The organism is Microbacterium esteraromaticum, from assembly GCF_016907315.1.
Taxonomy (GTDB): Bacteria; Actinomycetota; Actinomycetes; order Actinomycetales; family Microbacteriaceae; genus Microbacterium; species Microbacterium esteraromaticum.
On the sequence record NZ_JAFBBS010000001.1, the window covers coordinates 162,197 to 185,683 of the forward strand.

General features: G+C 67.4%; 26 protein-coding genes and 4 tRNA genes. 8 read left to right on the top strand and 22 right to left on the bottom strand.

All coding sequences use genetic code 11. The annotated features are described in order from the left end of the window. Nucleotides 1–24: 24 nt before the first annotated feature. The 8 genes from JOE67_RS00790 to pdxS form a co-directional block, all read right to left on the bottom strand. On the bottom strand, nucleotides 25–447 hold the full coding sequence (locus JOE67_RS00790; protein WP_420827624.1) for a preprotein translocase subunit YajC: 423 nt from the start codon (nucleotides 445–447) through the stop codon (nucleotides 25–27). Nucleotides 448–511: 64 nt separating this feature from the next. After that, entirely contained in the window at nucleotides 512–1,543 is a 1,032-nt protein-coding gene (ruvB, locus tag JOE67_RS00795) for a Holliday junction branch migration DNA helicase RuvB (RefSeq protein WP_204973673.1), read from the bottom strand. Next, entirely contained in the window at nucleotides 1,536–2,144 is a 609-nt protein-coding gene (ruvA, locus tag JOE67_RS00800) for a Holliday junction branch migration protein RuvA (RefSeq protein WP_204973674.1), read from the bottom strand. The genes ruvB and ruvA overlap by 8 nt, the downstream gene beginning before the upstream one ends. Before the next feature lie 9 nt (nucleotides 2,145–2,153). Continuing rightward, a complete protein-coding gene (ruvC, locus tag JOE67_RS00805; RefSeq protein WP_204973675.1) occupies nucleotides 2,154–2,732 on the bottom strand; it encodes a crossover junction endodeoxyribonuclease RuvC in 579 nt (192 codons plus the stop codon). Nucleotides 2,733–2,799: 67 nt separating this feature from the next. Continuing rightward, nucleotides 2,800–3,564 carry a YebC/PmpR family DNA-binding transcriptional regulator gene (locus JOE67_RS00810; protein WP_204973676.1) on the bottom strand — a complete coding sequence of 255 codons (765 nt, stop codon included), beginning with the start codon at nucleotides 3,562–3,564 and terminating at the stop codon, nucleotides 2,800–2,802. Nucleotides 3,565–3,682: 118 nt separating this feature from the next. After that, nucleotides 3,683–4,297: a pyridoxal 5'-phosphate synthase glutaminase subunit PdxT gene (gene pdxT, locus JOE67_RS00815; RefSeq protein ID WP_420827625.1), complete on the bottom strand. Its 615-nt coding sequence runs from the start codon at nucleotides 4,295–4,297 to the stop codon at nucleotides 3,683–3,685. Between the two features lie 16 nt (nucleotides 4,298–4,313). Beyond that, nucleotides 4,314–5,198 (bottom strand): AraC family transcriptional regulator, encoded by an 885-nt coding sequence (locus JOE67_RS00820; protein WP_204973677.1) that lies wholly within the window; start codon nucleotides 5,196–5,198, stop codon nucleotides 4,314–4,316. A gap of 95 nt (nucleotides 5,199–5,293) precedes the next feature. Beyond that, a complete protein-coding gene (pdxS, locus tag JOE67_RS00825) occupies nucleotides 5,294–6,196 on the bottom strand; it encodes a pyridoxal 5'-phosphate synthase lyase subunit PdxS (RefSeq protein ID WP_204973678.1) in 903 nt (300 codons plus the stop codon). Nucleotides 6,197–6,264: 68 nt separating this feature from the next. Between pdxS and JOE67_RS00830 the strand changes: the two genes are divergently transcribed. Together JOE67_RS00830 and pdxY are read left to right on the top strand one after the other, a co-directional pair. Further along, nucleotides 6,265–7,575, top strand: coding sequence for an aminotransferase class I/II-fold pyridoxal phosphate-dependent enzyme (locus JOE67_RS00830; RefSeq protein ID WP_204973679.1), 1,311 nt, complete (start codon nucleotides 6,265–6,267; stop codon nucleotides 7,573–7,575). A gap of 4 nt (nucleotides 7,576–7,579) precedes the next feature. Continuing rightward, nucleotides 7,580–8,431, top strand: a complete 852-nt coding sequence (gene pdxY, locus JOE67_RS00835; protein ID WP_204973680.1) for a pyridoxal kinase PdxY — start codon at nucleotides 7,580–7,582, stop codon at nucleotides 8,429–8,431. A gap of 19 nt (nucleotides 8,432–8,450) precedes the next feature. Here the strand turns inward: pdxY and JOE67_RS00840 are convergent, their stop codons facing one another. The 3 genes from JOE67_RS00840 to JOE67_RS00850 all read right to left on the bottom strand — a co-directional run bounded on the left by JOE67_RS00840 (nucleotide 8,451) and on the right by JOE67_RS00850 (nucleotide 11,438). Next, on the bottom strand, nucleotides 8,451–8,984 hold the full coding sequence (locus JOE67_RS00840) for an HIT family protein (protein ID WP_204973681.1): 534 nt from the start codon (nucleotides 8,982–8,984) through the stop codon (nucleotides 8,451–8,453). Then, the gene (gene thrS, locus JOE67_RS00845; protein ID WP_239528250.1) at nucleotides 8,981–10,918 is read right to left on the bottom strand and encodes a threonine--tRNA ligase; all 1,938 of its coding nucleotides are present in this window, start codon (nucleotides 10,916–10,918) and stop codon (nucleotides 8,981–8,983) included. The genes JOE67_RS00840 and thrS overlap by 4 nt, the downstream gene beginning before the upstream one ends. Before the next feature lie 352 nt (nucleotides 10,919–11,270). Continuing rightward, on the bottom strand, nucleotides 11,271–11,438 hold the full coding sequence (locus JOE67_RS00850; protein ID WP_177243763.1) for a hypothetical protein: 168 nt from the start codon (nucleotides 11,436–11,438) through the stop codon (nucleotides 11,271–11,273). A gap of 146 nt (nucleotides 11,439–11,584) precedes the next feature. Here JOE67_RS00850 and JOE67_RS00855 point away from each other — a divergent pair, with 146 nt between their 5' ends. Next, the gene (locus JOE67_RS00855; RefSeq protein ID WP_204973682.1) at nucleotides 11,585–12,925 is read left to right on the top strand and encodes a cryptochrome/photolyase family protein; all 1,341 of its coding nucleotides are present in this window, start codon (nucleotides 11,585–11,587) and stop codon (nucleotides 12,923–12,925) included. An 11-nt stretch (nucleotides 12,926–12,936) separates the two neighbouring features. Here the strand turns inward: JOE67_RS00855 and JOE67_RS00860 are convergent, their stop codons facing one another. From JOE67_RS00860 to JOE67_RS00885, 6 genes are all read right to left on the bottom strand, one after another. Continuing rightward, complete coding sequence (locus JOE67_RS00860) at nucleotides 12,937–13,215, bottom strand: hypothetical protein (protein ID WP_204973683.1); 279 nt, start codon at nucleotides 13,213–13,215, stop codon at nucleotides 12,937–12,939. A 98-nt stretch (nucleotides 13,216–13,313) separates the two neighbouring features. Further along, on the bottom strand, nucleotides 13,314–13,745 hold the full coding sequence (locus JOE67_RS00865) for an HU family DNA-binding protein (RefSeq protein WP_204973684.1): 432 nt from the start codon (nucleotides 13,743–13,745) through the stop codon (nucleotides 13,314–13,316). Between the two features lie 200 nt (nucleotides 13,746–13,945). Further along, nucleotides 13,946–15,334: a hypothetical protein gene (locus JOE67_RS00870; protein WP_204973685.1), complete on the bottom strand. Its 1,389-nt coding sequence runs from the start codon at nucleotides 15,332–15,334 to the stop codon at nucleotides 13,946–13,948. 276 nt (nucleotides 15,335–15,610) lie between these two features. Further along, nucleotides 15,611–15,682, bottom strand: a tRNA-Val gene (locus JOE67_RS00875). 25 nt (nucleotides 15,683–15,707) lie between these two features. Beyond that, a tRNA-Cys gene (locus JOE67_RS00880) sits at nucleotides 15,708–15,778 on the bottom strand. A 56-nt stretch (nucleotides 15,779–15,834) separates the two neighbouring features. Beyond that, nucleotides 15,835–15,907: transfer RNA gene (locus JOE67_RS00885), tRNA-Gly, on the bottom strand. A 205-nt stretch (nucleotides 15,908–16,112) separates the two neighbouring features. On the opposite strand from JOE67_RS00885, the gene JOE67_RS00890 reads away from it, so the two are divergent. Then, a tRNA-Val gene (locus JOE67_RS00890) sits at nucleotides 16,113–16,185 on the top strand. A 132-nt stretch (nucleotides 16,186–16,317) separates the two neighbouring features. Here the strand turns inward: JOE67_RS00890 and JOE67_RS00895 are convergent. Genes JOE67_RS00895 through JOE67_RS00915 form a run of 5 tightly spaced genes read right to left on the bottom strand, consistent with a single transcriptional unit; the run spans nucleotide 16,318 to nucleotide 18,658 of the window. Next, nucleotides 16,318–16,467, bottom strand: a complete 150-nt coding sequence (locus JOE67_RS00895; RefSeq protein ID WP_204973686.1) for a hypothetical protein — start codon at nucleotides 16,465–16,467, stop codon at nucleotides 16,318–16,320. Then, nucleotides 16,464–16,814, bottom strand: coding sequence for a hypothetical protein (locus JOE67_RS00900; RefSeq protein ID WP_204973687.1), 351 nt, complete (start codon nucleotides 16,812–16,814; stop codon nucleotides 16,464–16,466). The genes JOE67_RS00895 and JOE67_RS00900 overlap by 4 nt, the downstream gene beginning before the upstream one ends. Before the next feature lie 30 nt (nucleotides 16,815–16,844). Next, nucleotides 16,845–17,966 carry a fatty acid desaturase family protein gene (locus tag JOE67_RS00905; RefSeq protein WP_204973688.1) on the bottom strand — a complete coding sequence of 374 codons (1,122 nt, stop codon included), beginning with the start codon at nucleotides 17,964–17,966 and terminating at the stop codon, nucleotides 16,845–16,847. 27 nt (nucleotides 17,967–17,993) lie between these two features. After that, nucleotides 17,994–18,491 carry a hypothetical protein gene (locus tag JOE67_RS00910; RefSeq protein WP_204973689.1) on the bottom strand — a complete coding sequence of 166 codons (498 nt, stop codon included), beginning with the start codon at nucleotides 18,489–18,491 and terminating at the stop codon, nucleotides 17,994–17,996. Continuing rightward, nucleotides 18,488–18,658 carry a hypothetical protein gene (locus tag JOE67_RS00915; protein WP_204973690.1) on the bottom strand — a complete coding sequence of 57 codons (171 nt, stop codon included), beginning with the start codon at nucleotides 18,656–18,658 and terminating at the stop codon, nucleotides 18,488–18,490. Before JOE67_RS00915 ends, JOE67_RS00910 begins: the two co-directional genes overlap by 4 nt. 397 nt (nucleotides 18,659–19,055) lie before the next feature. On the opposite strand from JOE67_RS00915, the gene JOE67_RS00920 reads away from it, so the two are divergent. The 4 genes from JOE67_RS00920 to JOE67_RS00935 all read left to right on the top strand — a co-directional run bounded on the left by JOE67_RS00920 (nucleotide 19,056) and on the right by JOE67_RS00935 (nucleotide 23,483). Beyond that, the gene (locus JOE67_RS00920; RefSeq protein WP_204973691.1) at nucleotides 19,056–19,334 is read left to right on the top strand and encodes a hypothetical protein; all 279 of its coding nucleotides are present in this window, start codon (nucleotides 19,056–19,058) and stop codon (nucleotides 19,332–19,334) included. A gap of 655 nt (nucleotides 19,335–19,989) precedes the next feature. Then, complete coding sequence (locus JOE67_RS00925; protein ID WP_204973692.1) at nucleotides 19,990–21,321, top strand: cytochrome P450; 1,332 nt, start codon at nucleotides 19,990–19,992, stop codon at nucleotides 21,319–21,321. Then, nucleotides 21,318–22,541, top strand: a complete 1,224-nt coding sequence (locus JOE67_RS00930) for a zinc-dependent alcohol dehydrogenase (protein WP_204973693.1) — start codon at nucleotides 21,318–21,320, stop codon at nucleotides 22,539–22,541. The genes JOE67_RS00925 and JOE67_RS00930 overlap by 4 nt, the downstream gene beginning before the upstream one ends. 48 nt (nucleotides 22,542–22,589) lie before the next feature. After that, the gene (locus JOE67_RS00935) at nucleotides 22,590–23,483 is read left to right on the top strand and encodes a TIGR01777 family oxidoreductase (protein WP_204973694.1); all 894 of its coding nucleotides are present in this window, start codon (nucleotides 22,590–22,592) and stop codon (nucleotides 23,481–23,483) included. The last annotated feature ends 4 nt before the right edge of the window (nucleotides 23,484–23,487 follow it).

Sequence of the window (23,487 nt, forward strand, 5' to 3'; positions counted from 1 at the left end):
GAGTGGGGGTGCCGTGCCGGCGAGTCAGTTCTCGTCGTTGCGCTCGAGGCGCGCCTTGGTCTCTTCCGGCGTCTCGACCTTGATCGACTCGATGCCGTCGGTCTTGTCCTGCGCAGGAGCGTCTGCAGCCGGCGCGACGACGTCAGCAGATGCCACGTCGGTCTGCTCGTTCTCGTCGACGAGACGGAGGATGGCCTGGCTGTGCACCTCGATGACGACGCCGGGGGCGATCTCGATCTGGGCGGGCTTGTCGAGGTCGACCGGGTCGTACGAGACCACGGTGCCGTAGAGGCCGCCCTGAAGCAGCACCTTGACACCCGGAACCGTCTTGGCTGCCTTCTCCTCCTGCTGCTCCTTCATCATCTTCTGACGCTTGCGGGTGTTCACGAACATGAACACGAGCATCACGCCGAGAAGGCCGAAGAGCATGAGGGACATGGGATCCATAGAGATGGGCCTTTCAAGGAGCGCACGCCGATGAGCGCACAAGGGTTCAGGGAGGCTTCAGCGATTATAGGTCATCGAACAATGCCACACCGTCGGGGTGGGCGATGCCGAGGTGGCGGTAGGCGTCGGGCATGGCGATGCGCCCTCGAGGGGTGCGACCGAGGAATCCGATCCGCACGAGGTAGGGCTCGACGACGCTCTCGACCGTCTCAGCCTCCTCGCCCACGGCGACGGCCAGCGTGCTCAGCCCCACCGGCCCACCGCGGAAACGGCGCACCAGCGCATCGAGCACTGCCCGGTCGAGACGGTCCAGTCCGATGGCGTCGACGTCGTAGAGATCGAGAGCGGCTCGGACGTCGGAGATCGACGCGGAGCGGCCGCCGCCGTGCACCAGCGCGTAGTCGCGCACACGGCGCAGCAGCCGGTTCGCGATGCGGGGCGTGCCCCGCGATCGCCGGGCGATCTCACTGAGCGAATCGTCGGGCAGACGCACGCCGAGCACATTCGACGACCGGGCGATCACGCGCTCGAGGTCATCGTCGTCATAGAACTCGAGATGGCCGGTGAAGCCGAAGCGGTCGCGCAGCGGGTTGGGCAGCAGCCCGGACCGCGTCGTCGCGCCCACCAGGGTGAACGGCGCGAGTTCGAGCGGGATGCTGGTGGCGCCGGCACCCTTGCCGACCATGATGTCTATGCGGAAGTCCTCCATCGCCAGGTACAGCATCTCCTCGGCGGAGCGGGCCATGCGATGGATCTCGTCGATGAAGAGCACCTCGCCAGGAGTGAGGCTGGACAGCAGGGCTGCGAGGTCTCCGGCGTGCTGGATCGCAGGTCCGCTCGAGAGCCGCAGAGGGCGCCCGCTCTCGTGGGCGACGATCATGGCGAGGGTGGTCTTGCCGAGGCCGGGGGGACCCGCGAGCAGGATGTGATCGGCAGGGCGCTCCTGGATGCGCGCAGCCTCGAGCAGCAGCTGAAGCTGACCGCGCACCTTGGGCTGACCGACGAACTCGTCGAGGCTGCTGGGGCGCAGGGCACCCTCGATCGCGAGCTCGGTGTCGTCGAGCGCTTCGGCGGCGTCGCGCGAGCCGTCAGCCACGCTTGGCTCCTGGTCCCATGGCGGCGAGCGTGCGGCGCAGCAGCGCGGGCACCGACTCGCGCTCAGCGTCGGTGGCGTCCTCAGCCGACTGCGCTGCGGCCTCGGCCGCGACCTTCTCCGACCATCCGAGTCCGACCAGGGCTGCGGCGACCTGCTCGACGGTGGCCGTCGCGGGTGCCCCTGCCGGAGCCGACGCCACCCGGGGCTGAACCTTGCCAGCAAGCTGCACGACGATCAGCTTCGCGGTCTTCGGCCCGATCCCCGAGACGCGACGGAACGGCGCATCGTCCTCCGCGGTCACCGCTTCGGCGATCTGGTCGACCGTGAGGTGCGAGAGCACCCCGAGGGCCGACTTCGGGCCGACGCCAGTGACGCTGAGCAGCTGGCCGAAGATCTCGAGTTCGTCCCGATCGCTGAAGCCGAACAGCGTGAGCGCGTCTTCCCGGACGATCAGGCTCGTGTGCAGCCGGAGCTGCTCCCCCACGACGGCCGTGTGCGCGACGTCGCCCGGCACGAACACCGAGAACCCGACCCCGCCGGTCTCGATGACGACGTGCGTGGAGTCAGCGTGCAGCACAGTGCCGCGCAGGGACGAGATCATGCGGCCAGCCTATCGGACATATGTTCTAGAGGTGCGGGCGCCGCGCTCGGCCTCAGCCCACGCGCGCTGCGCCGGTGTGAGGCCTGCGGCTGCGCCTGCGGGAGCGGCAGCGCCCCGCCAGGCGTGGCAGAGCGCGATCGCGAGGGCATCGGCGGCGTCAGCGGGCTGCGGTGGGGCGTCCAGCCGGAGAATCCGGGCGATCATCGACTGCACCTGCCGCTTGTCGGCAGAACCGTATCCGGTGACCGCGGCCTTCACCTCGCTCGGCGTGTGAGTGGCGGCGGGAAGGCCGGCTTCGGCGGCGATGAGCAAGGCCACCCCGGATGCCTGAGCCGTCGCCATCACGGTCTGGACGTTGTGCTGCGCGAACACCCGCTCCACCGCGACCGCCTGGGGGCCGTGGTCGTCGATCACGGCCCGGATGCCCGCCGCGACGGCGGCGAGGCGCACCGAGAGATCGGCGTCGACCGGGGTTCGGACGACGCCCACGTGCACGAGGGATGCCCGCCGGGAGCGGTCGACATCGACGATCCCGATCCCGCAGCGGGTGAGGCCGGGGTCGATGCCGAGGACGCGCAGAGTGCTCACTCCCCCAGGCTAGGAGGTGCACGAAGGCCCCGGGCGCAGGCGCGCCCGGGGCCTTCGTGCACGGGTACTACTCCTCGTCGTCGCCTTCGAGCTCGGCCTGCACCTCGGGGGTGAGGTCGAAGTTGGCGAACACGTTCTGCACGTCGTCGCTGTCTTCCAGGGCGTCGATCAGGCGGAAGACCTTGCGGGCGGTGTCGGCGTCGATCTCGACCTTGAGATTCGGGACGAACTCGACGTCGGCCGAGTCGTAGTCGATGCCGGCTTCCTGCAGGCTCGTGCGCACGGCCACGAGATCAGTGGCCTCTGCGATCACCTGGAAGCCGTCGCCATGCGCCTCGACCTCTTCAGCGCCCGCCTCGAGCGCCGCCATCATCACGTCGTCCTCGGTCGTGCCCTCGGAGCCGACGACGATGACGCCCTTGCGGGTGAAGTTGTAGGCCACCGATCCGGGGTCGGCCAGCGTGCCGCCGTTGCGGCTGAGCGCGGTCCTCACCTCTGCTGCGGCGCGGTTCTTGTTGTCTGTCAGACACTCGATCATGAGGGCGACCCCGTTGGGTCCGTAGCCTTCGTACATGATCGAGGTGTACTCGACGGCCTCGCCGCCGATGCCGGCACCGCGCTTGACAGCACGGTCGATGTTGTCCTTCGGGACCGACATCTTCTTGGCCTTGAGAACGGCGTCGAAGAGGGTCGGGTTGCCCGCCTGATCGGGTCCGCCGAGCTTGGCCGCGACCTCGATGTTCTTGATGAGCTTCGCCCACGACTTCGCACGGCGCGCGTCGATGACGGCCTTCTTGTGCTTGGTCGTAGCCCACTTGGAATGCCCGGACATATGTCTCCGCTCGTCGTCTCCGCCCGAGAGTCGCCTCCAGGGCGTCGTCCATTCTATCGAATCGCGGACAGTGCCACCGGCGGTCCGTGGCGAGCTGCGGTGACCAGTGCTCGCGTGGCTACAGGCCGACGACCGCCTCCCGTTCTGCGACGCGCTGCAGGAAGCGCTCGTGGAAGCGCGGTTCTCCCGAGATCTCCGGGTGGAAGCTGATCCCGAGAAGACTTCCCTGTTCGACCGCGACGACGCTGCCGTCGTCGAGTGACGCGAGGACGGAGGCATCCGGACCGACGGATTCGACCACCGGACCACGGATGAATGCGGCGTGCACCGGTCGGGGGCCGAGGCTCGGCACGGCGACAGGGCCTTCAAAGGAGTCAACCTGCCGGCCGAACGCGTTGCGGCGCACGGTGACGTCGAGGCCGCCGAAGGTCTGCTGCCCGTCGATCGCGTCGACCAGGCGGTCAGCGAGCATGATCAGGCCGGCGCATGTGCCGAACATGGGCATCCCCTCTCTGATCGCTCGGCGGATGGGCTCGGCCAGCCCGAACATGCGCGTGAGCTTGTCGATCACGCTCGACTCGCCGCCGGGGATGACCAGTCCGGCGACGGTCGCGAGCTCCTCCGGTCGGCGCACCGGTACGACATCGGCGCCGAGGCGTCCGAGCATGGCCGTGTGCTCTCGCACATCGCCCTGCAGAGCGAGCACTCCGACGCGCCCGCTGCGGGCCATCATCGACTCCTGTGTCACATCAACTCCGTTCGATCGGCAGCCACAATTCGGTGGTCGCGGTGCTGAAGTCGCCGGCGCGATCCAGCACCGCGACGACAGAGGGCCCGGGGCGCAGGCGCCACGGATTGGAGGGGAACCACTCGGTCGCGGTGGCGGCCCACGTGTCCTGCAGCGCCGCCGGATAGGCGCCCGCCGCCCGGAAGACCGCCCAGACCCCTCCGTCGACGTCGATCGTGTCCAGGTCGGCCGGCACCGATGTCGTCGCGCTCACCGCGACGCCATGGAGGTAGGTGAGCTCACTGCCCTCGGTGCTGTCCGGGTCGACGTCGGCGCTCACCTGCAGGATTCCCGACGGCTCGGCATCACCGAGGCTCTTGAGCCGGGCGTGGGCCTCGACGGGCAGCGAAGCGATGTGGGCCTGGATATGGGGATTTGCTCCGCTGTGGATCAGCGGCACGCGCGTTGCGTGGCCGATCAGGCGGAAGGCGTCTCGTTCGACGATGCGGACATCCATAGGGGTGCTCCCTTCTACGGTCAGGCGGAACCTGAGCTGCGGCTGGCTGCGAAGGGGGCCACCGTCACGGCGGACGACACCATGGGCTACGCCGTGCACGGCGCGGAATGCGCGACCGAAGGCCTCGGTCGATCCGTAGCCGTAGCGAACCGCGATCGAGAGCAGGTCCTCGTCGCCCACGACGTCCGCCGCCGCCACGGTCATACGCCGGCGACGGATGTACTCCGAGACCGGCATGCCCGCGAGCGACGAAAACATGCGCCGCACGTGGTAGCCGGTGGTGCCGGTCGCCGAGGCGATGCCGTCGATGTCTAGGTCGTCGCCCAGATGCGACTCGATCTCATCGACGAGGTGGTTGAGGATCTCGATCACGGTGGCTCCCTTCGACATCGAGTCTCCACCGCGTGCGACGTCACGCACCCGACGATCGGGGTCCGATCCTGTCGGATCCGACCCCGACGCCATGTGTCCGTCCGGTGAAGGCCTTACCAGCCGCGCTCGGCGAGGCGGTGAGGTGCGGGCAGGTCCGAGACATTGATGCCGACCATGGCCTCGCCCAGGCCGCGCGAGGCTTCGGCGATGACCTTCGGGTCGTCGTAGAAGGCCGTGGCCTTGACGATCGCCTTGGCGCGGGCAACGGGGTCGCCCGACTTGAAGATGCCCGAGCCGACGAACACGCCGTCTGCCCCGAGCTGCATCATCATCGCGGCGTCGGCAGGGGTGGCGACGCCACCGGCGACGAACAGCACGACGGGCAGCTTGCCGGTCTCTGCGATCTCGGCGACCAGCTCATAGGGTGCCTGCAGCTCCTTGGCCGCGACGTACAGCTCGTCCTTCGAGAGTGCGCCAAGGGCTGCGATCTCGCCGCGGATCTTGCGGATGTGCTTCATCGCCTCGGAGACGTCTCCGGTGCCGGCCTCACCCTTCGAGCGGATCATCGCCGCGCCCTCCGTGATGCGGCGCAGAGCCTCGCCCAGGTGCGTCGCCCCGCACACGAACGGCACAGTGAAGGGCCACTTGTCGATGTGGTTCACGTAGTCGGCGGGTGAGAGCACCTCGGACTCGTCGATGTAGTCGACGCCGAGCTCCTGCAGCACCTGCGCCTCGACGAAGTGACCGATGCGGGCCTTGGCCATCACGGGGATCGAGACGGAGTCGATGATGCTGTCGATCATGTCGGGGTCGCTCATCCGAGAGACGCCGCCCTGGGCTCGGATGTCCGCCGGGACGCGCTCGAGCGCCATGACGGCGACGGCACCGGCGTCTTCGGCGATCTTCGCCTGCTCTGCGGTGACGACGTCCATGATCACGCCGCCCTTGAGCATCTCGGCGAGTCCGCGCTTGACGCGCTGCGATCCGGTGGTCGGGTTCTGGTCGGTGGATGCCATGATCACTCCTCGTTGTGACAATCCGCACTTTGGCCTATGCCAAAAGATAGCACCCTAGACTCAACACGATGGACATCGAGATAACGGGAACCTCCGCCGCGGAGATCGCCGACAGCGTGCGCGCCCTGCGAGAGCGCGGCACCCTGCGTCCCGGAGATCCCCTGCCTCCTGTACGCGAGCTCGCGACGACCCTCGGCGTCAACCGCAACACCGCAGTGGCCGCGTACCGGCAGCTCGCGCAGGCAGGGCTCGTCGTGTCCCGCGGCCGCGCAGGCACGGTGATCGCGGGCGCCGAGCCCGTCGCGCAGGAGGGTGTCGCAGACACGGTGCTGCGCGATGTGGCATCCGGCAACCCCGACCCGACGCTCATCCCCGATCCGACTCCGGCACTAGGGCGCATCGCCGGACGTCCTGTCCTGTACGGCGAGCCCGTCCTCGATGCCGGACTCGAGCAGTGGACCCGCGAATGGATGCTCGCCGACCTGCCCCGCGATGATCTGCACGTCGTCGTCACCAGCGGCGCCGTCGATGCAGTCGAGCGTCTGCTCGCGCAGGCGCTGATGCGCGACGACGCCGTCGCGCTCGAGGACCCGTGCTTCCTCTCCAGCATCCACACCGTCCGGCTCGGCGGCTACCGCGCGGTGCCGGTCGCCGTCGATGAGGAGGGCATGACCGTCGATGGGCTTCGGGCGGCTGTGAACGCCGGCGTCCGTGCCATCATCAGCACCCCGCGCGCGCAGAACCCGACGGGCGTGAGCCTCTCCCCTGCGCGTGCCGCTACGCTCCGCGAGGTGCTGGCCGATCACCCGTACGTGCTGATCATCGAAGACGACCACTTCTCGCTGCTGTCTCAGCACCCTTATGCCTCACTGATCGGGCCCTCGCACCGCCGGTACGCGCTGATCCGCTCGGTGTCGAAGTTCCTCGGTCCGGACATGTGCCTCGCCCTGGCCGGCACCGATCCCACCACGGCGCAGCGCCTGGCGATGCGACTGAGCCCGGGCACGACCTGGGTCAGCCATCTGCTCCAGCGACTCGCACATGCCCAGCTGACCGATGAGTCCGTGCGCGGGCAGATCTCCCGTGCGGCATCGCACTACGCCGCACGCAACAGGGCGTTCAGCGAGGCGCTCGCCGCACGCGGCATCCCGACCATGTCCACCGACGGACTCAGCCTGTGGGTCCGTCTCGACGTGACAGCTCGCGACGCGGCCGAACGGCTGATGCGACGGGGCTGGCTCGCCCGTCCCGGTGACGAGTTCCTGCTGGAGGAGACCGCTGGTCCGTCCCGTCACCTGCGCCTCACCGTTCACGACCTGACAGAGGCCGAGAGCGCGCGCCTCATCGACGACCTCGCGGCCGCCGCGGTGAGAGGATGACAGGATGAAGATCCTCTCGATCCAGTCGGCCGTCGCGCACGGCCACGTCGGAAACTCGGCCGCCGTCTTCCCGCTGCAGCGCATCGGCGTCGATGTGCTTCCGGTGTACACGGTCAACTTCTCGAACCACACGGGCTACGGCGCGTGGCGCGGACCGATGATCGACCCTGCCGATGTACGCGAGGTCATCACCGGCATCGAGGAGCGCGGTGTCTTCGATCAGATCGACGCCGTGCTGAGCGGCTACCAGGGCGGCGAGGGCATCGCCGACGTGATCGTCGACGCCGTCTCACGCGTGAAGGCCGCCAACCCCGACGCCGTCTATGCCTGTGACCCCGTCATGGGCAACGCCAAGTCGGGCTGCTTCGTCGCACCGGCGATCCCCGTGCTGCTGCGCGACAAGGTCGTGCCCGTCGCCGACATCATCACCCCGAACCAGTTCGAGCTCGGGTTCCTCACCGGCACCGAGCCGTCCGACCTCGAATCGACCCTGGCCTCGGTCGACGCGGCGATGGACATGGGCCCCTCGATCGTGCTCGTGACGTCAGTGGAGCGACCCGATCGCGAAGAGGGCACGATCGAGATGCTCGCCGCCGACGACAAGGGTGCGTGGCTGGTCGCCACCCCGCACCTCCCGATGAAGGCGAACGGCTCGGGCGACGTGACCGCTGCCCTCTTCACGGCGCACTACACAGCCACCCGCGACGCGAAGGTCGCGCTCGAGCGCACAGTGTCGAGCGTCTTCGATCTGCTGCAGAACACTCTCGACTCGGGCGACCGCGAGCTGCGCCTCGTCGAGTCGCAGGAGACCTACGCCAACCCGCGCATGCAGTTCACCGCACACCAGGTGCGCTGAGCGCGCCGCGTCGGCCGGATCAGCGGGGCCAGGCGCTCGACACGGCCTCGCGGATCTCATCGAGCAGCTGCGGCAGCGCCTTGGTCTTCGCGATGATCGGGAAGAAGTTGGCGTCCGTCGCCCACCGCGGCACGATGTGCTGATGCAGGTGGGCGGCGACGCCGGCTCCTGCGACCTCGCCCTGGTTCATACCCAGGTTGAAGCCGTCGCAGCGCGATACCTCGCGCAGCACGCGCATTCCTGTCTGCGTGAGTGCGCCGATCTCGGCGACCTCCTCGGGTGTCGCCTGATCGTAGGTGCCGATGTGACGGTACGGGCAGACCAGCAGATGGCCCGAGTTGTACGGGAAGAGATTGAGCACGACGAACGCGGTCTCACCGCGCGCGACGATCAGCCTCTCCTCGTCGGGGTGCTTCGGTGCCTCGCAGAACGGGCACTCGTCACGCAGGGGCTGTGGCCCCGCCTGGATGTACGCCATCCGATGCGGGGTCCACAGCCGCTGGAACTCGTCGGGCACTCCGACGAGGTGACTGCCGTCTTCGACTCCGGTCAAGCCAGATCCTCCGAGGTCATGACGCGCGCGTGGCCAGCAATCGCCGAGCGGATGCGTGAAACGGCATCCGCGATCGGAACACCGTTCTCCTGCGACCCGTCACGGAAACGGAACGAGACCGTCCCCGCGGCGCGGTCCTGCTCCCCCGCGATCAGGATCACCGGCACCTTCGCGGTGGTGTGATTGCGGATCTTCTTCTGCATGCGGTCGTCGGAGTGGTCAAGGTCGGCGCGGACACCGGCCTCCCGCAGCTGGCCGATCACGCCGTCGAGATACTCCGCGTACTGGTCGGCGACGGGTACGCCCATGACCTGCACAGGCGCCAGCCACAGGGGGAAGTCGCCGGCGTAGTGCTCGAGCAGGATGGCGAAGAAGCGCTCCACAGAGCCCAGCAGCGCGCGGTGGATCATCACCGGACGGTGCTTCTGCCCGTCGGGGCCGGTGTACTCGAGCTCGAAGCGCTCGGGCTGATTGAAGTCGAGCTGGATGGTCGACATCTGCCAGGTGCGGCCGATCGCGTCACGCGCCTGCACTGAGATCTTCGGCCCGTAGAAGGCGGCTCCGCCCGGGTCGGCGACCAGCTCGAGACCCGACTCGAGGGCGACCTCGCGCAGGGTGTCGATTGCCGTCGACCACTGCTCGGGCTCGCCGAGGAACTTGTCGTTGCCCTCTTCGTTCGTGGAGAGCTCGAGGTAGAAGTCGTTCAGGCCGTAGTCGCGCAGCAGCGTCAGCACGAGGTTCAGGTTGGTCGCGAGCTCGTCGCGCACCTGGTCCTGAGTCACGTAGATGTGCGCATCGTCCTGCGTCAGACCGCGCACTCTGGTGAGCCCCGAGAGCGTGCCGCTCTTCTCGTACCGGTAGACGGTGCCGAACTCCGCCATCCGCAGCGGCAGCTCGCGGTAGCTGCGGCCACGGGCCCGGTAGATGAGGTTGTGGAACGGGCAGTTCATGGGCTTCAGGTAGTAGTCCTGGCCCTGACGGGTGATGTTGCCCTCTTCGTCGCGCGCCTCGTCGAGGTGCATCGGAGGGAACATGCCGTCGGCGTAGGTCTGCAGGTGGCCCGAGGTCATGAACAGGTCCTTCTTGGTGATGTGCGGGCTGTTCACCACCTCGTACCCGTTGCGCAGAAGATGGCGCCGCAGGTTCTCCTCGATCTCATAGCGGATGATCCCGCCCTTGGGATGGAACACCGCCAGTCCCGAGCCGATCTCGTCGGGGAACGAGAACAGATCCATCTCGACGCCCAGCTTGCGGTGGTCGCGGCGCTCGGCCTCGGCCATGCGCTCCTGGTAGGCGCGCAGCTCGTCCTTGCTCGGCCATGCCGTGCCGTAGATGCGCTGCAGCTGAGGGTTCTTCTCGCTTCCGCGCCAGTAGGCGGCGGCCACGCGAGTCAGGTCCCAGCCGTTGCCGACCATCCGCGTGCTCGGCACGTGCGGACCACGGCAGAGATCCTTCCAGGCGACCTCGCCGTCCTTGGTGACGTTGTCGTAGATGGTCAGCTCTCCGGCGCCGATCTCGGCCGATGCGCCTTCGGCTGCGTCCGCGCCGGAGCCGGGGCCACCGGCGAGGTCGATGAGCTCGAGCTTGAACGGCTCGTTCGCCAGCTCGGCGCGGGCCCCGTCTTCGCTGACGACGCGACGCGTGAAGCGCTGACCTTCCCGGATGATGCGCTGCATCTCCTTCGAGATCGCCTTGAGGTCCTCAGGGGTGAAGGGGGTGTCCACGCCGAAGTCGTAGTAGAAGCCGTCGGTGATCGGCGGGCCGATGCCGAGATTCGACTGCGGGCGGATGCGCTGCACGGCCTGCGCGAGCACGTGGGCCGTCGAATGGCGCAGGATGGCGAGGCCATCGGGGCTGTCGATGCTGATCGGCTCGACGACGTCGCTCTCGGCGACGGGCGAAGCGAGATCCTTCAGCTCGCCGTTCACGCGCATGGCGACGACGGAACGATCGGTGAACAGGGCGAAGCCGTCGCGCTTCTGGGCGCTGGGCTGGGCAATGTCTGACACGGGGTTCTCCAGATAGGGGTATGGAACAGGATGACTCAGCTGCAGGCGCGATCGCGCCCTGCCCGCTCAGGCGTCCGTAGTTCGCACGACGACACCGGTGACAGAGGTCACGAGGGCGGTCGACGCGGATTCCATGCCCTGAAGTCTACGCCGCAGGCTCCCGGCATCCCGCATCCGCCGTGCAGACACGAAAAAGCCCCGGTGTGCGAGCGCCCGCTCTGCGCACCGGGGCCGGGCGTCGATCGCTACCCGTTGACGATCGACGCGGGGTCGGAGGTCACACGCTCGTGTTTCGACCCGAGACCGCCCTGATGAGCCACGCGATCACCGCGAGCGCAAGAAGGACCAGTCCGACCCACAGCAGGAAGTTCAGGGACTGCACCAGTCCACCCGTGATTGCCAGGATGATCGCGATGACCGCGATGATGATCAGAAGAGGATTCATGACCGCTCCTTTCCATTGTGAAGCCCAGGCGAGCTCCGATGACACGACAGTAGGCCTGTGGAACGCGTTCACCGTAGGGGCTTGACTGCGCTGGTGGAACCGTGCGACGAGCGCCCAGAAGGCTTTCTGTCTGTAATGCTGAGCGCATGACCTCCCCCTCGATCGTGTGGTTCCGCGACGATCTGCGGCTGGCCGACAATCCGGCGCTGCGCGCCGCGGTCGACCGCGATGAGCCCGTCATCGCCGTCTACGTCTTCGACGACGAGTCGTCCGGGCTGCGGATGCCAGGGGGCGCAGCCCGCTGGTGGCTGCACCACTCCCTTGACTCGCTGAGGGAACGGGTCAGGCAGAGGGGCGGCGCCTTCATCCTGCGGCGGGGAGCGGCATCCCGTGTGCTCTCCGAGCTGGTCGATGAGACGGGAGCCGGAGCTGTGTTCTGGAACCGGCGCTATGGCGGAGTCGAGCGTGAGGTGGATACGCGGGTCAAGTCCTCGCTCCGGGAGCGCGGCGTCGAGGTGCGCTCCTTCGCCGCATCCCTGCTCTTCGAGCCGTGGACGGTGCGCACCGGCGGTGGCTCCCACTTCTCCGTATTCACGCCGTTCTGGCGCGCCTGCCTTGCCCTCCCCGCACCCAGGGCACCGCTCCCCGAGCCGCGAGAGCTGCGCGGGCCGCGCTCGGCACCGGCATCCGACGATCTCGACGACTGGCGTCTGCTGCCGACAGCGCCCGACTGGGCCGGCGGTCTGCGAGAGACCTGGCGTCCTGGTGAGCCCGCCGCACGGGTCCGGCTGCGTGAGTTCCTCACAGACGATCTGCCGAGCTACGACACCGCCCGAGACGAGCCGTCGGCGGGCGCGACGTCGATGCTGTCACCGAGGCTGCGCTGGGGAGAGCTGAGCCCGTTCACGGTCTGGCACGAGGCGACAGCTCAGGAGGGCGCGGGTCGCTTCCTCTCGGAGATCGGATGGCGCGAGTTCGCATGGCACACGCTGTTCCACTTCCCTCAGCTGGCGACGCGCAATCTGCGCTCCGAGTTCGACGCATTCCCCTGGCCGCACCTCAAGCCCACCCACCTCGTGGCCTGGCAGCGTGGCGAGACGGGCATCCCCCTTGTCGACGCGGGCATGCGCGAACTCTGGCACACGGGGTTCATGCACAACCGGGTGCGGATGGTGACCGCGTCGTTCCTCGTGAAGAACCTGCTGATCGACTGGCGGCGCGGCGAGGAATGGTTCTGGGACACGCTGGTCGACGCCGACGACGCATCGAATCCCTTCAGCTGGCAGTGGGTGGCGGGGTCTGGCGCCGACGCCGCACCGTACTTCCGTGTCTTCAATCCCGAACTGCAGGCGAAGAAGTTCGACCGCGACGGCCATTACGTGAGGGAATGGGCCCGGGATGCCCCTGCGGAGCCCCTGGTCGATCTCGCCGCGACACGCAGAGCCGCGCTCGCCGCATACGAGTCGATGCGACGCGCGCGTACCTGACGGTCCGTGAGCTAGAGCAGATCCGCCGGCAGGTCGTCGAAGCCGCTCACCGGCGGGGTGTCGAGCGCCTCGAGGCGGAACGGCAGCACCGCGATGCGGACCCGGCTGTGGGGCGTGAGCAGGACCGACACCTCCGCGCCCTCTGCCGTGCGGAAATCCACGAAACGGCTCTTCTCGGCGGCCTGTTCGATGCGCTTCTTCAGATCGCCGATGTCCTGGTCGCGTTCGAGCGGGATGCTGTCGTCGTCGTCTATGAGAATGATCGCCTGCTGCGTCTGCCCCGTCGTCATGTCAGCGAAGCTATCCACCTCACCTCGCATCGCAAGAGGGGGTTGCGCTCGCGGAGCGGACTCGCAAGACGTACGCCGCTCCGGCTCCCTCTGCGCGTTCAGTCGTCGTCGCCATCGGCTGCTTGCAGCGCCCGTGAGCCGTCCGTGAGCAGCCGGGTGCCGGGAACGCGTCTGCCTTCCCCGAGATCACCCGGCGACGCGACGAAGCGATTGACCACCGGGGTTCCGCGGAACTGCACGGAGGGGTAGTCCTCGGGCGGTTCGTGCTTCCTGCCCGGCGCGATGTTCGCGGGGCGCCCCTTCATCCACTTCCAGGTGAACTTACCGAACCCTGTGAGGGTCACCTGGTCACCAGCGCGCAGGTGCTCGACGGTGATCCGGATGAACTCGTCGTATACCCGGTCGGCATCCTTGAGCGGAAGACCCGTGGCCCCCGCGAGTTCTCGGATGAACATCCGTTTCGTGACGACGGTGCCGGATGACGACCCGGCGCGCCCGTCATCGTCGCTCTCTTCGTTCTCGCTGCTCACGTGCAGCCCCTCTCGTACCCAGGCCGGTCGTCCCCCGCACACCACACTATTCAGGTGCCCACGACGGGCTGCAGACGCCAGCCAACATGAACCGCACCGTCAGTGCTCCTCGCTCGGTTCTGACGGCGATCAGGCCTGCCGAGACATGAAGAAGCCCGCGCATCGGAAGACGGATGCGCGGGCTCCCCCACCGTGTGGAATCACTGCACGACGACGTTCACCTTCTGCGTGAAGACTCCGTACGGAGTCAGGTACGTCAGCGTCGCCACCTGGGTTCCTGCCCTCTTCGTGTCGACGGCGGAGACGGTCGTCGGGTAGGTCAGGTAGAGCCGGCTGCCCGCGTACGACACCTCGACGGTGTAGGTGGTGCGGAGGGTGTTGGCGACGACGGCACTCTTCGTGCCCTTCTTGACCAGGAGGGATGCCGTCTTGGCGAAGAAGCGATCGACGACGTCTGCCGTCTTCACCGTCAGGGCCGAGCGATCGATCCTGTCGATCTTGCCCGCCGCAGCGCCGAGGAACAGCGCGGAGCCCTTGACCGCGATCGACGTGTAGTTGCCCTGGACGGCACCCAGCTCGGTCCAGTCCCGGCCGTTGGCCGAGGTGTAGATGGTGCTGAAGCCGGTGTGGCGCTTCACCGCGTACGCGGTGGCTCCGTCGATGAAGATGTCGGTCATCTGGGTCTGCAGACCGTTCGCCAGGTGCTTCTCCACCGGATTGGTGCCGGCGAGCACCCGGCTGGACTGATCGGAGACGATACGGCCCGCGAAGGTCTCCAGCTCCTGGTACGCGTTGATCAGCGGAGGAGTGCTCGTGGTCGACCAGGATCCGTTGCGCAAGACGTCCGTCGTCCGCGTCGCCTTCGCCGCGGTGAGAGTCTCACGATCGACCTCCGCCTGGGCGTACAGCGTGTCGCCGACCACGGAGAGCCAGTAGTAACGATCGAGTTCGTCGGTCTCCGTGCCAGACCAGCGCGCCTTCTCGATCTTCCAGGACTTGCCGCCGTCGGTTGACGACTTGATCGCAGCGATGGTGTTGTTGGGGCCGTAGATGCTCTTGTCGGGGTTCACGATCGAGCCCGCGAGAAACAGCGTCTTGCCGACCTTCGCCACGTCCAGCACGTGGACGAACGGCGTGGCGGCGTTGTACTGCCATACGCCGTTGACGTTGGTCGCATACCCGGCGTTGGCCGTCCACGACACCTTCGGATCGATGTCGGGCACGTAGATCGCGCCGTCGTAGATGCGGAGCTTGTCGAAGGCCTCGCCGTTGACGGTGAGGTGCTTCGTCGCAGAGCCTGTGGTCATGTTCACCGAGATGAGATCGGTAGGACCGGAGTTCTGCGTCCAGTCGCCGTAACCGGTGTAGAGCTCGTCACGGAGGACCTGCATCTCTGTGATGCTGCTGCCGGCCTTGCCTGCATCCGCCAGCGCCTTCGCACCGGAATTGACAGCGAAGCTCGACGGGACCGGAGCGGCCGTGGCAGCGGTGGCCGGCGGCACCACGAGGCCTCCGAGAAGGGCGGCCGCCACAAGGGCGCCGCCCCCGACCGCGAGACGGGAATGAGCACGGGAAGAGGGTGATGGCATAGTGAGTCCTTTGCGACACACAGGGGGCATGACGCCCATGAACATGAAGGATTTCGATGCACGCAAGGTCAGCCCTTGCCATCCCCAGATTCACTACTTCCCCGGACTACATGCAGCACTGTTTTTTCCACATACATGTGGAATTTGTCGCCCTGAACCCCTCGAGCTTGAGATCAATATATCAGAGAAGCCCCACCGACCGATACGATTTCTCGCGTGCGAGGACCCCGCCGCACAAACAAGAAAACCCCCGGCGGAACCGGGGGTTTCTGTCTGTGCGCGATACTGGGATCGAACCAGTGACCTCTTCCGTGTCAGGGAAGCGCGCTACCGCTGCGCCAATCGCGCCTAGAAGGCTGTTCAGTTGTCAGAGAGGTGGCGACGGGATTCGAACCCGTGTAAACGGCTTTGCAGGCCGGTGCCTAGCCTCTCGGCCACGCCACCGCGAGGTGGATTCGAACCCACATGCTGAAACCCCCTGAAGGGGGCTCCTGCACTCGAGCGGATGACGAGACTCGAACTCGCGACCCTCACCTTGGCAAGGTGATGCGCTACCAACTGCGCTACATCCGCATATTCTGTTTTCGTTTCCGGCGTCCCGGGCACTTGAAATACATTAGCCCAGGATCGGCGCATCGCCAAACCGCCCCGCGCCGCCGGGCGTGTCTCACGGTCGTCCTCCCCGTCGCCACGCCCGGCCTCCCGGCCGGTGTCAGGGCGCCGCCCCCGATCGGGTATGCTTTCTGACTGTGCCGCTGTGCACGACACAACTTCACATGGGCGATTGGCGCAGTTGGTAGCGCGCTTCCTTCACACGGAAGAGGTCATCGGTTCGAGTCCGGTATCGCCCACACAAAGAAAGCCCCGTCAGGACCGAAATCCTGACGGGGCTTCTTCGTTGTCGAGCGTCGTCGTGGGGCAAACGTGGGGCAGACTCATGCGCCCCAGTCGTCGAAGTCATCCGACGGGGGATCCTCATCCATCTAGGTCGAGTCGGTGAAGGGCTCCCCCAGGATGCACGCGATGCCTCCCTGGGGAAGTTCGAGCTCGTCGGCGGCGATGAAGTCGATCCGGTCATACGCGGTGACCGAAGGCTCGGTGACCAGAGACCGGCCGTCCTTCCGCACGCTCACCCGTAGTACTCCTTCCGGCCGGCGGCCCGCTGGCGCTTCCAGCCGTTCTCCGCCGCGCGTTGCGTGGCGCCGGTTCCTCGGCTACCGCACTCACAGGACCAGACGATGCGCGGGCGCTCGGCGCCTTCCTCGCTCGTGTCGAGCTCGATGAGCTGATGCCCCGCCCGCATCCGCCGACACTCACTGTTGGCCTGGACGAGCTGGAGTTCGCGACCCAGCCTGCCTGTCCGGAGTGCGGCGTTGGCATGCGCACCGAGCCGCACGCCTTCGTCTGCCCGCACTGCGCTCTCCTGCAGCTCGACGGGGTGGAGATGCCGTCTGAGTTCGATGGGCGGGACATCGGTCATCGCGGTTCGCGGGCTGGAGGGTGACCTTTCTCATTCGGCCGCAGCGGGAGGGGCGTATGTGAGTGCAGCGAGGTGGGTGCGTTGCTCGATGAGAGGGCAGGTGAACACGTCGCGTTCTCCCAGTCCGACCCTATTGATGTACCGGACGACGATCGCGTAGCCCTCGAGCAATCCGGTCTGCGTGTAGGGCACGCCGACTTGCCTGCAATAGGTCGCGATCAGCGGGGCGGCTCGCCTCAGGTGTGGTCGCGGCATGGATGGGAAGAGGTGGTGCTCGATCTGGTAGTTCAGCCCGCCCATGAAGAAGTCGAGGACGCGGTTCCCGCGGATGTTGCGGCTCATCATCACCTGCCGGCGCAAGAAGTCGATCTTCATTGTGCGCGGGACGATGGGCATCCCCTTGTGGTTCGGTGCGAACGCGATCCCCAAGTGGAACCCGAAGATGCCGAGTTGCACGGCGAGGAACGTGGCCGCGATGCCCGGAGAGAGCACGATGAACAGGAGGGCGATGAAGCCCACGAGCCTCACGGTGAGAAAGATGATCTCAATGGTGCGGTGTTCGAGGTGACCTCGGGATAGCACGCGACGGACGCTCGACGCGTGCAGCGAGACGCCCTCAAACAGCAGAATCGGGAAGAACAGTATCCCTTGATGCGCACGTAGCCACGCGACGAGTGGTCCATGATCGTGCTGCGCGGTCTCGGCGGTTACCGCAATCACTGGCAGCTCGATGTCCGGGTCGGTGCCGAGCTTGTTCGGATTCGCGTGATGGCGGGTGTGCTTGTGCTGCCACCACCCGTAGCTCATGCCCACCATCAGGTCCCCTATGACCAAGGACATCCAGTTGTTCCAGCGGCCCGACACGAAGATCTGCCGGTGCGCGGCATCATGTCCGAGGAACGCAGCTTGAGCGAAAAGGATCGCGAGGACGACAGCGGTGAACAACTGCCACCAGGTATCACCGATCCAGACGAACGCCCACAGTGCGCCTGCCAGGGCGAGGAACAGGATCGCGATCTTGCTCCAGTAGTAGCCGTAGCGTCGACGCATCAATCCGCTGCGGTGAACTTGCGCCGCGAGCTCGGTGAACAGGTTCGCCCCCGGGGCAGCACCTCTGTCCGCTTTAGGTGTGGTGGTGCGTATAGGCCCCATGATGACCTTCTTCTTGAGGCGGCTTCCCTAGCGAGAGGAGGCGCCTCCCTCATTAGCCCAGACTTGAGCAGGTTCAGCCTCAACTGGGCCTGGCACGAACGCCACCGCCTCGGCGAGCGCGGCAACCGCAGCCGCCCGGGTCTGTTCACGGTCTGCAAGGTTTCGCGCTTCTGCTGCCGCAACCGCACGATGACCGGACAGCGTGGCGTCCACTTCGGCGAGGCGGTTCGCGATCACCGTCGAAAGACCGGTGCTGAGGTCTTGCAGGTTCGTGTTGCGGATCTCAAGGCGACGGTCCGACACGTGCAGTTCGACACCCGCGAAGCCGTGCTCCTCGAGGTAGCGCCGCGTCGCGTCGCTCTCAATAGCAGCGACTTCATCATGCTCTACCTTGCGGGTGAAGACCGCCTCGACCGTGTACCGGTTTGGCGCTCCGGGGCTCAGCAGAGAGCCAGGAAGTGACCCGGCGAGAACGTGCCCGAGCCCGAGCACCTCCGGTTGGTGTGCGTCGGTGGCAGCGTTCATCTTGTCGGCCTTCCTTGTCCGCGATTGCGGCGAACGAGGCCGAAGATGATCGTCCCGAAGAAGAGGATGACCCCGATCACGCCGAGCCAAAGCAGACCTTCGAAGGCAAACCCGACTACAGCGAGCACCGCCCACGCGATCACGAGTACCACGATCATCGTCCACATATTGCTGACCATACGCTCACCTGTGGTCGCCCGGTAGACCACTCTGGTGCTGGCCCTTTCGCGCAGCCTCGTGATTGGGACACGTCGGACTGCGCCCGTGCGGTGTGGAGGAAGCTCCCACCGCGCACGTCCCCTTGCGCGGACGGTGAGAGTCCCATCATCCGGACCCACCGTTGCGGCGCCTTTGCCAAGCGACGGGCCCTAATCGTCACCGTACGCTCCCAGCATTCGGAAAGATAGAGCAGTCTCGACAAGCCATGGCCAGGTAAAGGGTCGGGCCGCCCTCCTCGGCACGATGTCGCACCTCATCGACCGGCCGCGTCAACACTGAACCCCGTGTCGCCGCCTACCGCAACCCCATCAGTCGAATCACCCGATACGAGCTAGCGTCCGGCCTATGACCTCCTCCCAAACCGACGCCAGAACGCTCATGTCCATCGACGATGAAACAGTCGTGCTTTCCCCCGACCAAGATGTGGGAGCGATAGAGCAGCGCCTCCAGGACGCTGTTGACCATCCTCAGTTCGTGCACGTCAGACTCACCGACGGAACCGACCTGTCATTTCTCATGTCGATTGCGCGCCGCGTCAGCATCGCGACCGGCGCCCGCCAACCGAAATCCCCGCCCGTACTATCACTCGTTGATGACGACACCATCGGCGTCCTCGACTTCTGATCCAGCCTTCGTCTTGTCGGCTTGGGCCTTGTCGGCTTGGGCCTTAATGTCTCGAGCCGAAGTCTCGGCACTCGGAGAACTGCCGTGCCAGTGAGCAGCCCGCGCCCGATCCCAACTCGACGGTGGCGGCCCTGGCGCATTATTGTCTGTCATCTCCGGAACATACGCGCCCAGGATGTGCGTTCACCTGGCTCCCCTGCCGGACGAGCATCAATTATGACGGCACGCAGCACGCGAAACGAAGGCTTCCGGTGTCGGACAACCCGACGCTGTATCACTTCAGAGCGAGCAGACGCCCTTCAGCGCGACTGACGTTTCTGCCGAGCAACTGCCCGGTGCACATTGCCTGTATCGCGTGAGGCCGGTTGCCCGCGTGCGCACCAAGCCGCGCGCGTTCCTCTCCCGCGCTGCGCTCACCCGCTGCAGTCGCTCACCGAGCGCGAGCGTAGTATCCGGCTACGTTTCGCCTGAGCCGCTATCCAGCCTTTGGGGCATCCCCTCGTAAAAGGTCATCGGTTCGAGTCCGGTATCGCCCACCATCGAGAAGCCCCGTCAGACCCCTGACGGGGCTTCTGCGTTGTCAGCACCCGTAGCACAGACGGTCGCGAAACGCGCCCCCGTTCACACATTCTCGAGGGGCCCTCAGGCTGGTGCCATGCTTCACCGGATCGCAGACGACGCTCCCCTGCTCCTCGTGCACGGCTACGACCTCGGCGCACGCGTGTGGTCACGCGTGCGAGACGGGGCCCGCGGTGCGCCCATGCGGCTTCTCGGCCATCGCGCGGTGTTCGTGCGCGGCGCCGAGGGAGTCCGCCTGTTCTACGACGAGAGCCGCGTCGCGCGGCACGGCGCCATGCCGCGCTTCGTGCAGGAGACCCTCTTCGGCCACGGGTCGGTGCACAGCCTCGACGGCGCGGAGCACCGGCACCGCAAAGCCACCTTCGTCGACGTCGCCTACGAGGACGAGCAGGTGCGCCGTCTCGAACCCGAGCTCGAACGCGAATGGCAGCGCGAGCTGGACGCCTGGCTCGCGGGCGGTGACCGCTCGGCGTACGACGCGGCGGTGGGCGCCCTCGGCCGTGCCGGGATGTCGTGGGCCGGCCTGCCCGGCTCCGATGACGCGCGCACGAGATGGGCGGCGCGGCTGGCGCAGATCGTCGACGGCTTCGGCCGCCCCTTCTCCCCCGACTTCGCCATGGCCGCGTTCAACCGTCTCTGGTCCGACCGCCGCTCCGCCCGGCTGATCCACGACGTGCGTTCGGGCGTGCTGACGCCTCGGCATGGCACCGCGCTGTTCGAGTGGGCGTGGCACCGCGGGCCGGACGGCCGGCTGCTGCCGGAGCGACTGGCCGGTATCGAGCTGCAGAACAGCATCCGACCGGTCGTCGCCGTCGCTCGCTTCGTCGCCTTCGCAGCGAAGCGCCTGCACGAGAACCCCGACTGGCGGCTGCGCATCCACGCAGAGACCGCGAGAAGCGGTCGGCTCGTAGGCGGACCCCTAGCCGTCGCGTTCGCTCAGGAGGTGCGCCGCACCTCTCCGTTCGTGCCGATGCTGCCGGGCAAGGCGATCACAGAGATCGACTTCGACGGGCAGCAGGTGCCCGCGGGCGGCCGCGTGGTGATCGACATCCTCGGCACCGACCTCGACGAGGCGTCCTGGGATGACCCGAACGAGTTCCGCCCAGAGCGCTTCAGTCACCGGCCTGACTACGAGGCCATCCCGGCCTTCATCCCGCACGGAGGCGCCGACGTGCAGACCGGGCACCGCTGCCCAGGCGAGAAGCTCGCGATAGCGGCCCTCTCCGCGGCGATTGCGGCTCTCAGCGACCCGCGCGTGCACATCTCGGCGCAGGGGCTCGAGGTCGACAGGCGGCGACTGCCCGCCATGCCCGCATCCGGCGGCTGCGTGCATGCCGCCGCCGCACGCGGCTCCACCGCAGACCGAGACCAGCACGACGAGACCGACGAGCAGAGGAGCACACCATGAAGGCACTGACCTGGCACGGCAAGCGCGACGTCCGCATCGAGCAGGTTCCGGACCCGACTATCCTCGAGCCGACCGACGCCATCATCCGCGTCACGTCCACTGCCATCTGCGGCTCGGATCTGCACCTCTACGAGATCCTCGGTCCATTCCTCGAGCGCGGGGACATCCTCGGCCACGAGCCCATGGGAGAAGTCGTCGAGGTCGGGTCCGCGATCCGCGACCTGAGCGTCGGCGACCGGGTCGTCATCCCGTTCAACATCGCCTGCGGGTCGTGCTGGTTCTGCGTGCGCGGTCTGCAGTCGCAGTGCGAGACGACCCAGGTGCGCGAGTACGGCAGCGGTGCTGCCCTCTTCGGCTACACGAAGCTGTACGGTCAGGTGCCGGGCGGGCAGGCCGAGTACCTGCGGGTTCCGCTTGCCGACCACAACCACGTGAAGGTCGGAGCGGACCTGCCGGACGAGCGCTACCTGTTCCTCAGCGACATCCTGCCCACCGCATGGCAGGGGGTCGAGTATGCGCAGGTCCCGGCGGACGGCACCGTCGCAGTGCTGGGCCTCGGTCCGGTCGGGCAGTTCGCTGCCCGCATCGCCCGGTCCCGCGGGTATCGCGTGCTCGCTGTCGACCCCGTGCCCGAGCGGCGCGCCATGGCTGCGCGCCACGACATCGAGGTGTTCGATCTCGACGATGACACCACACCGCACCTGCGCGACCTCACCGCGGGACGCGGTCCTGATTCGGTGATCGACGCCGTGGGGCTCGAGGCCCACGGCAATCCGGCGATCTCGCTGATGCAGCAGACGGTCGGGCTGCTGCCCGACGCCCTCTCGCGTCCGATGCTCGAGCACGCCGGCGTCGATCGCCTCGCTGCTCTGCACGCCGGCATCGATCTCGTGCGGCGCGGCGGCACGGTCTCGCTCAGCGGGGTGTACGCGGGTGAAGCCGACCTGATGCCCATGAAGACGCTGTTCGACAAGCAGATCACCATGCGCATGGGACAGTGCAACGTCAGGCGATGGACGGACGAGCTGCTCCCGCTCGTCGAGGACGACTCCGATCCGCTCGGCGTGATGGACCTCACCACCCACCGGGCTCCGCTCGACGACGCGCCCGAGCTCTACCGCACGTTCCAGCGCAAGGAGGACGGCTGCATCAAGGTCGTGCTCCGCCCCGGCGACCCGCACATCACGCCCAGCTCGCCGGCCGTCGAAGGCGGCCTATGATCGAGCCCATCGGCGCCGGTCGTGCGCCTCGCAGGGAGGGCCCACCACATGAATGACTCACGTGTCGTCATCTCTGGAGCGAGCGGCCTCATCGGCAGCGCTCTCACCCGGTCACTGCGCTCAGACGGCATCCGCGTGGTGCACCTCGTCCGGCGAGCGAGCCGCAACGCCGACGAGGTCGAGTGGCTGACCGGCGCGAGGCTCGAACCGGCCGTGCTGGCCGGCGCCGCCGCGGTGGTCAACCTCAACGGCGCGAGCATCGGGCGCCTGCCGTGGGGGCCGCGCTACCGCCGCACCCTGCTGCAGTCGCGCGTGGAGCCGACAGGGGCACTGGCCGACGCGCTTCTCGAACTGGCATCCGACGGGCCGGCGCTTCTGTCAGCGTCGGCCGTCGGATACTACGGCGATCAGCCGGGAGCGCACCTCGACGAGGCCGCGCCCGCCGGCGACACCTTCCTGGCCGAGGTCTGCGTGCAGTGGGAGCGCGAAGCCATGCGCGCCGCCGCTGCGACCAGGGTCGCGCTGCTGCGCACCGCGCCGATCCTGCACCCGGAGGCCGTGCTGAAGCCCATGATCGCCCTCACCCGCTTCGGGCTCGGTGGCCCGCTCGGCTCCGGGCGGCAGGTCTGGCCGTGGATCTCCCTCGACGACGAGGTGCGCGCCATCCGGCATGTCATCGACTCCGGACTGCACGGCCCTGTCAATCTCGCCGGTCCGCAGCGCGCCACGGCCGGCGGGATAGGTCGTGTCCTGGCATCCCGGATGCACAGGCCGTACCTGCTCCCCGCACCGTCATGGGCGCTGCGGCTGGGGCTGGGCCGAGCAGCGGCGGATTCGCTGCTCCTCGCCGACGCCGATGTGGCGCCAGACGCGCTCGCGCGCTCGGGCTTCGAGTTCAGGCATCCCACCGCAGCGGAGGCCATCGCCGCAGCGATCGGCTGAGCGC

Coding starts and splice junctions, on each gene's coding strand:
- JOE67_RS00790 (WP_420827624.1), bottom strand. CDS start 447: ATGGATCCCATGTCCCTCATGCTCTTCGGCCTTCTCGGCGTGATGCTC.
- ruvA (WP_204973674.1), bottom strand. CDS start 2,144: ATGATCTCGTCCCTGCGCGGCACTGTGCTGCACGCTGACTCCACGCAC.
- JOE67_RS00810 (WP_204973676.1), bottom strand. CDS start 3,564: ATGTCCGGGCATTCCAAGTGGGCTACGACCAAGCACAAGAAGGCCGTC.
- pdxT (WP_420827625.1), bottom strand. CDS start 4,297: ATGATGGCCCGCAGCGGGCGCGTCGGAGTGCTCGCTCTGCAGGGCGAT.
- JOE67_RS00820 (WP_204973677.1), bottom strand. CDS start 5,198: ATGTCGAAGGGAGCCACCGTGATCGAGATCCTCAACCACCTCGTCGAT.
- pdxS (WP_204973678.1), bottom strand. CDS start 6,196: ATGGCATCCACCGACCAGAACCCGACCACCGGATCGCAGCGCGTCAAG.
- JOE67_RS00830 (WP_204973679.1), top strand. CDS start 6,265: ATGGACATCGAGATAACGGGAACCTCCGCCGCGGAGATCGCCGACAGC.
- pdxY (WP_204973680.1), top strand. CDS start 7,580: ATGAAGATCCTCTCGATCCAGTCGGCCGTCGCGCACGGCCACGTCGGA.
- thrS (WP_239528250.1), bottom strand. CDS start 10,918: ATGCGCGTGAACGGCGAGCTGAAGGATCTCGCTTCGCCCGTCGCCGAG.
- JOE67_RS00850 (WP_177243763.1), bottom strand. CDS start 11,438: ATGAATCCTCTTCTGATCATCATCGCGGTCATCGCGATCATCCTGGCA.
- JOE67_RS00855 (WP_204973682.1), top strand. CDS start 11,585: ATGACCTCCCCCTCGATCGTGTGGTTCCGCGACGATCTGCGGCTGGCC.
- JOE67_RS00860 (WP_204973683.1), bottom strand. CDS start 13,215: ATGACGACGGGGCAGACGCAGCAGGCGATCATTCTCATAGACGACGAC.
- JOE67_RS00870 (WP_204973685.1), bottom strand. CDS start 15,334: ATGCCATCACCCTCTTCCCGTGCTCATTCCCGTCTCGCGGTCGGGGGC.
- JOE67_RS00900 (WP_204973687.1), bottom strand. CDS start 16,814: ATGACCGATGTCCCGCCCATCGAACTCAGACGGCATCTCCACCCCGTC.
- JOE67_RS00905 (WP_204973688.1), bottom strand. CDS start 17,966: ATGGGGCCTATACGCACCACCACACCTAAAGCGGACAGAGGTGCTGCC.
- JOE67_RS00910 (WP_204973689.1), bottom strand. CDS start 18,491: ATGAACGCTGCCACCGACGCACACCAACCGGAGGTGCTCGGGCTCGGG.
- JOE67_RS00915 (WP_204973690.1), bottom strand. CDS start 18,658: ATGTGGACGATGATCGTGGTACTCGTGATCGCGTGGGCGGTGCTCGCT.
- JOE67_RS00920 (WP_204973691.1), top strand. CDS start 19,056: ATGACCTCCTCCCAAACCGACGCCAGAACGCTCATGTCCATCGACGAT.
- JOE67_RS00925 (WP_204973692.1), top strand. CDS start 19,990: ATGCTTCACCGGATCGCAGACGACGCTCCCCTGCTCCTCGTGCACGGC.
- JOE67_RS00930 (WP_204973693.1), top strand. CDS start 21,318: ATGAAGGCACTGACCTGGCACGGCAAGCGCGACGTCCGCATCGAGCAG.
- JOE67_RS00935 (WP_204973694.1), top strand. CDS start 22,590: ATGAATGACTCACGTGTCGTCATCTCTGGAGCGAGCGGCCTCATCGGC.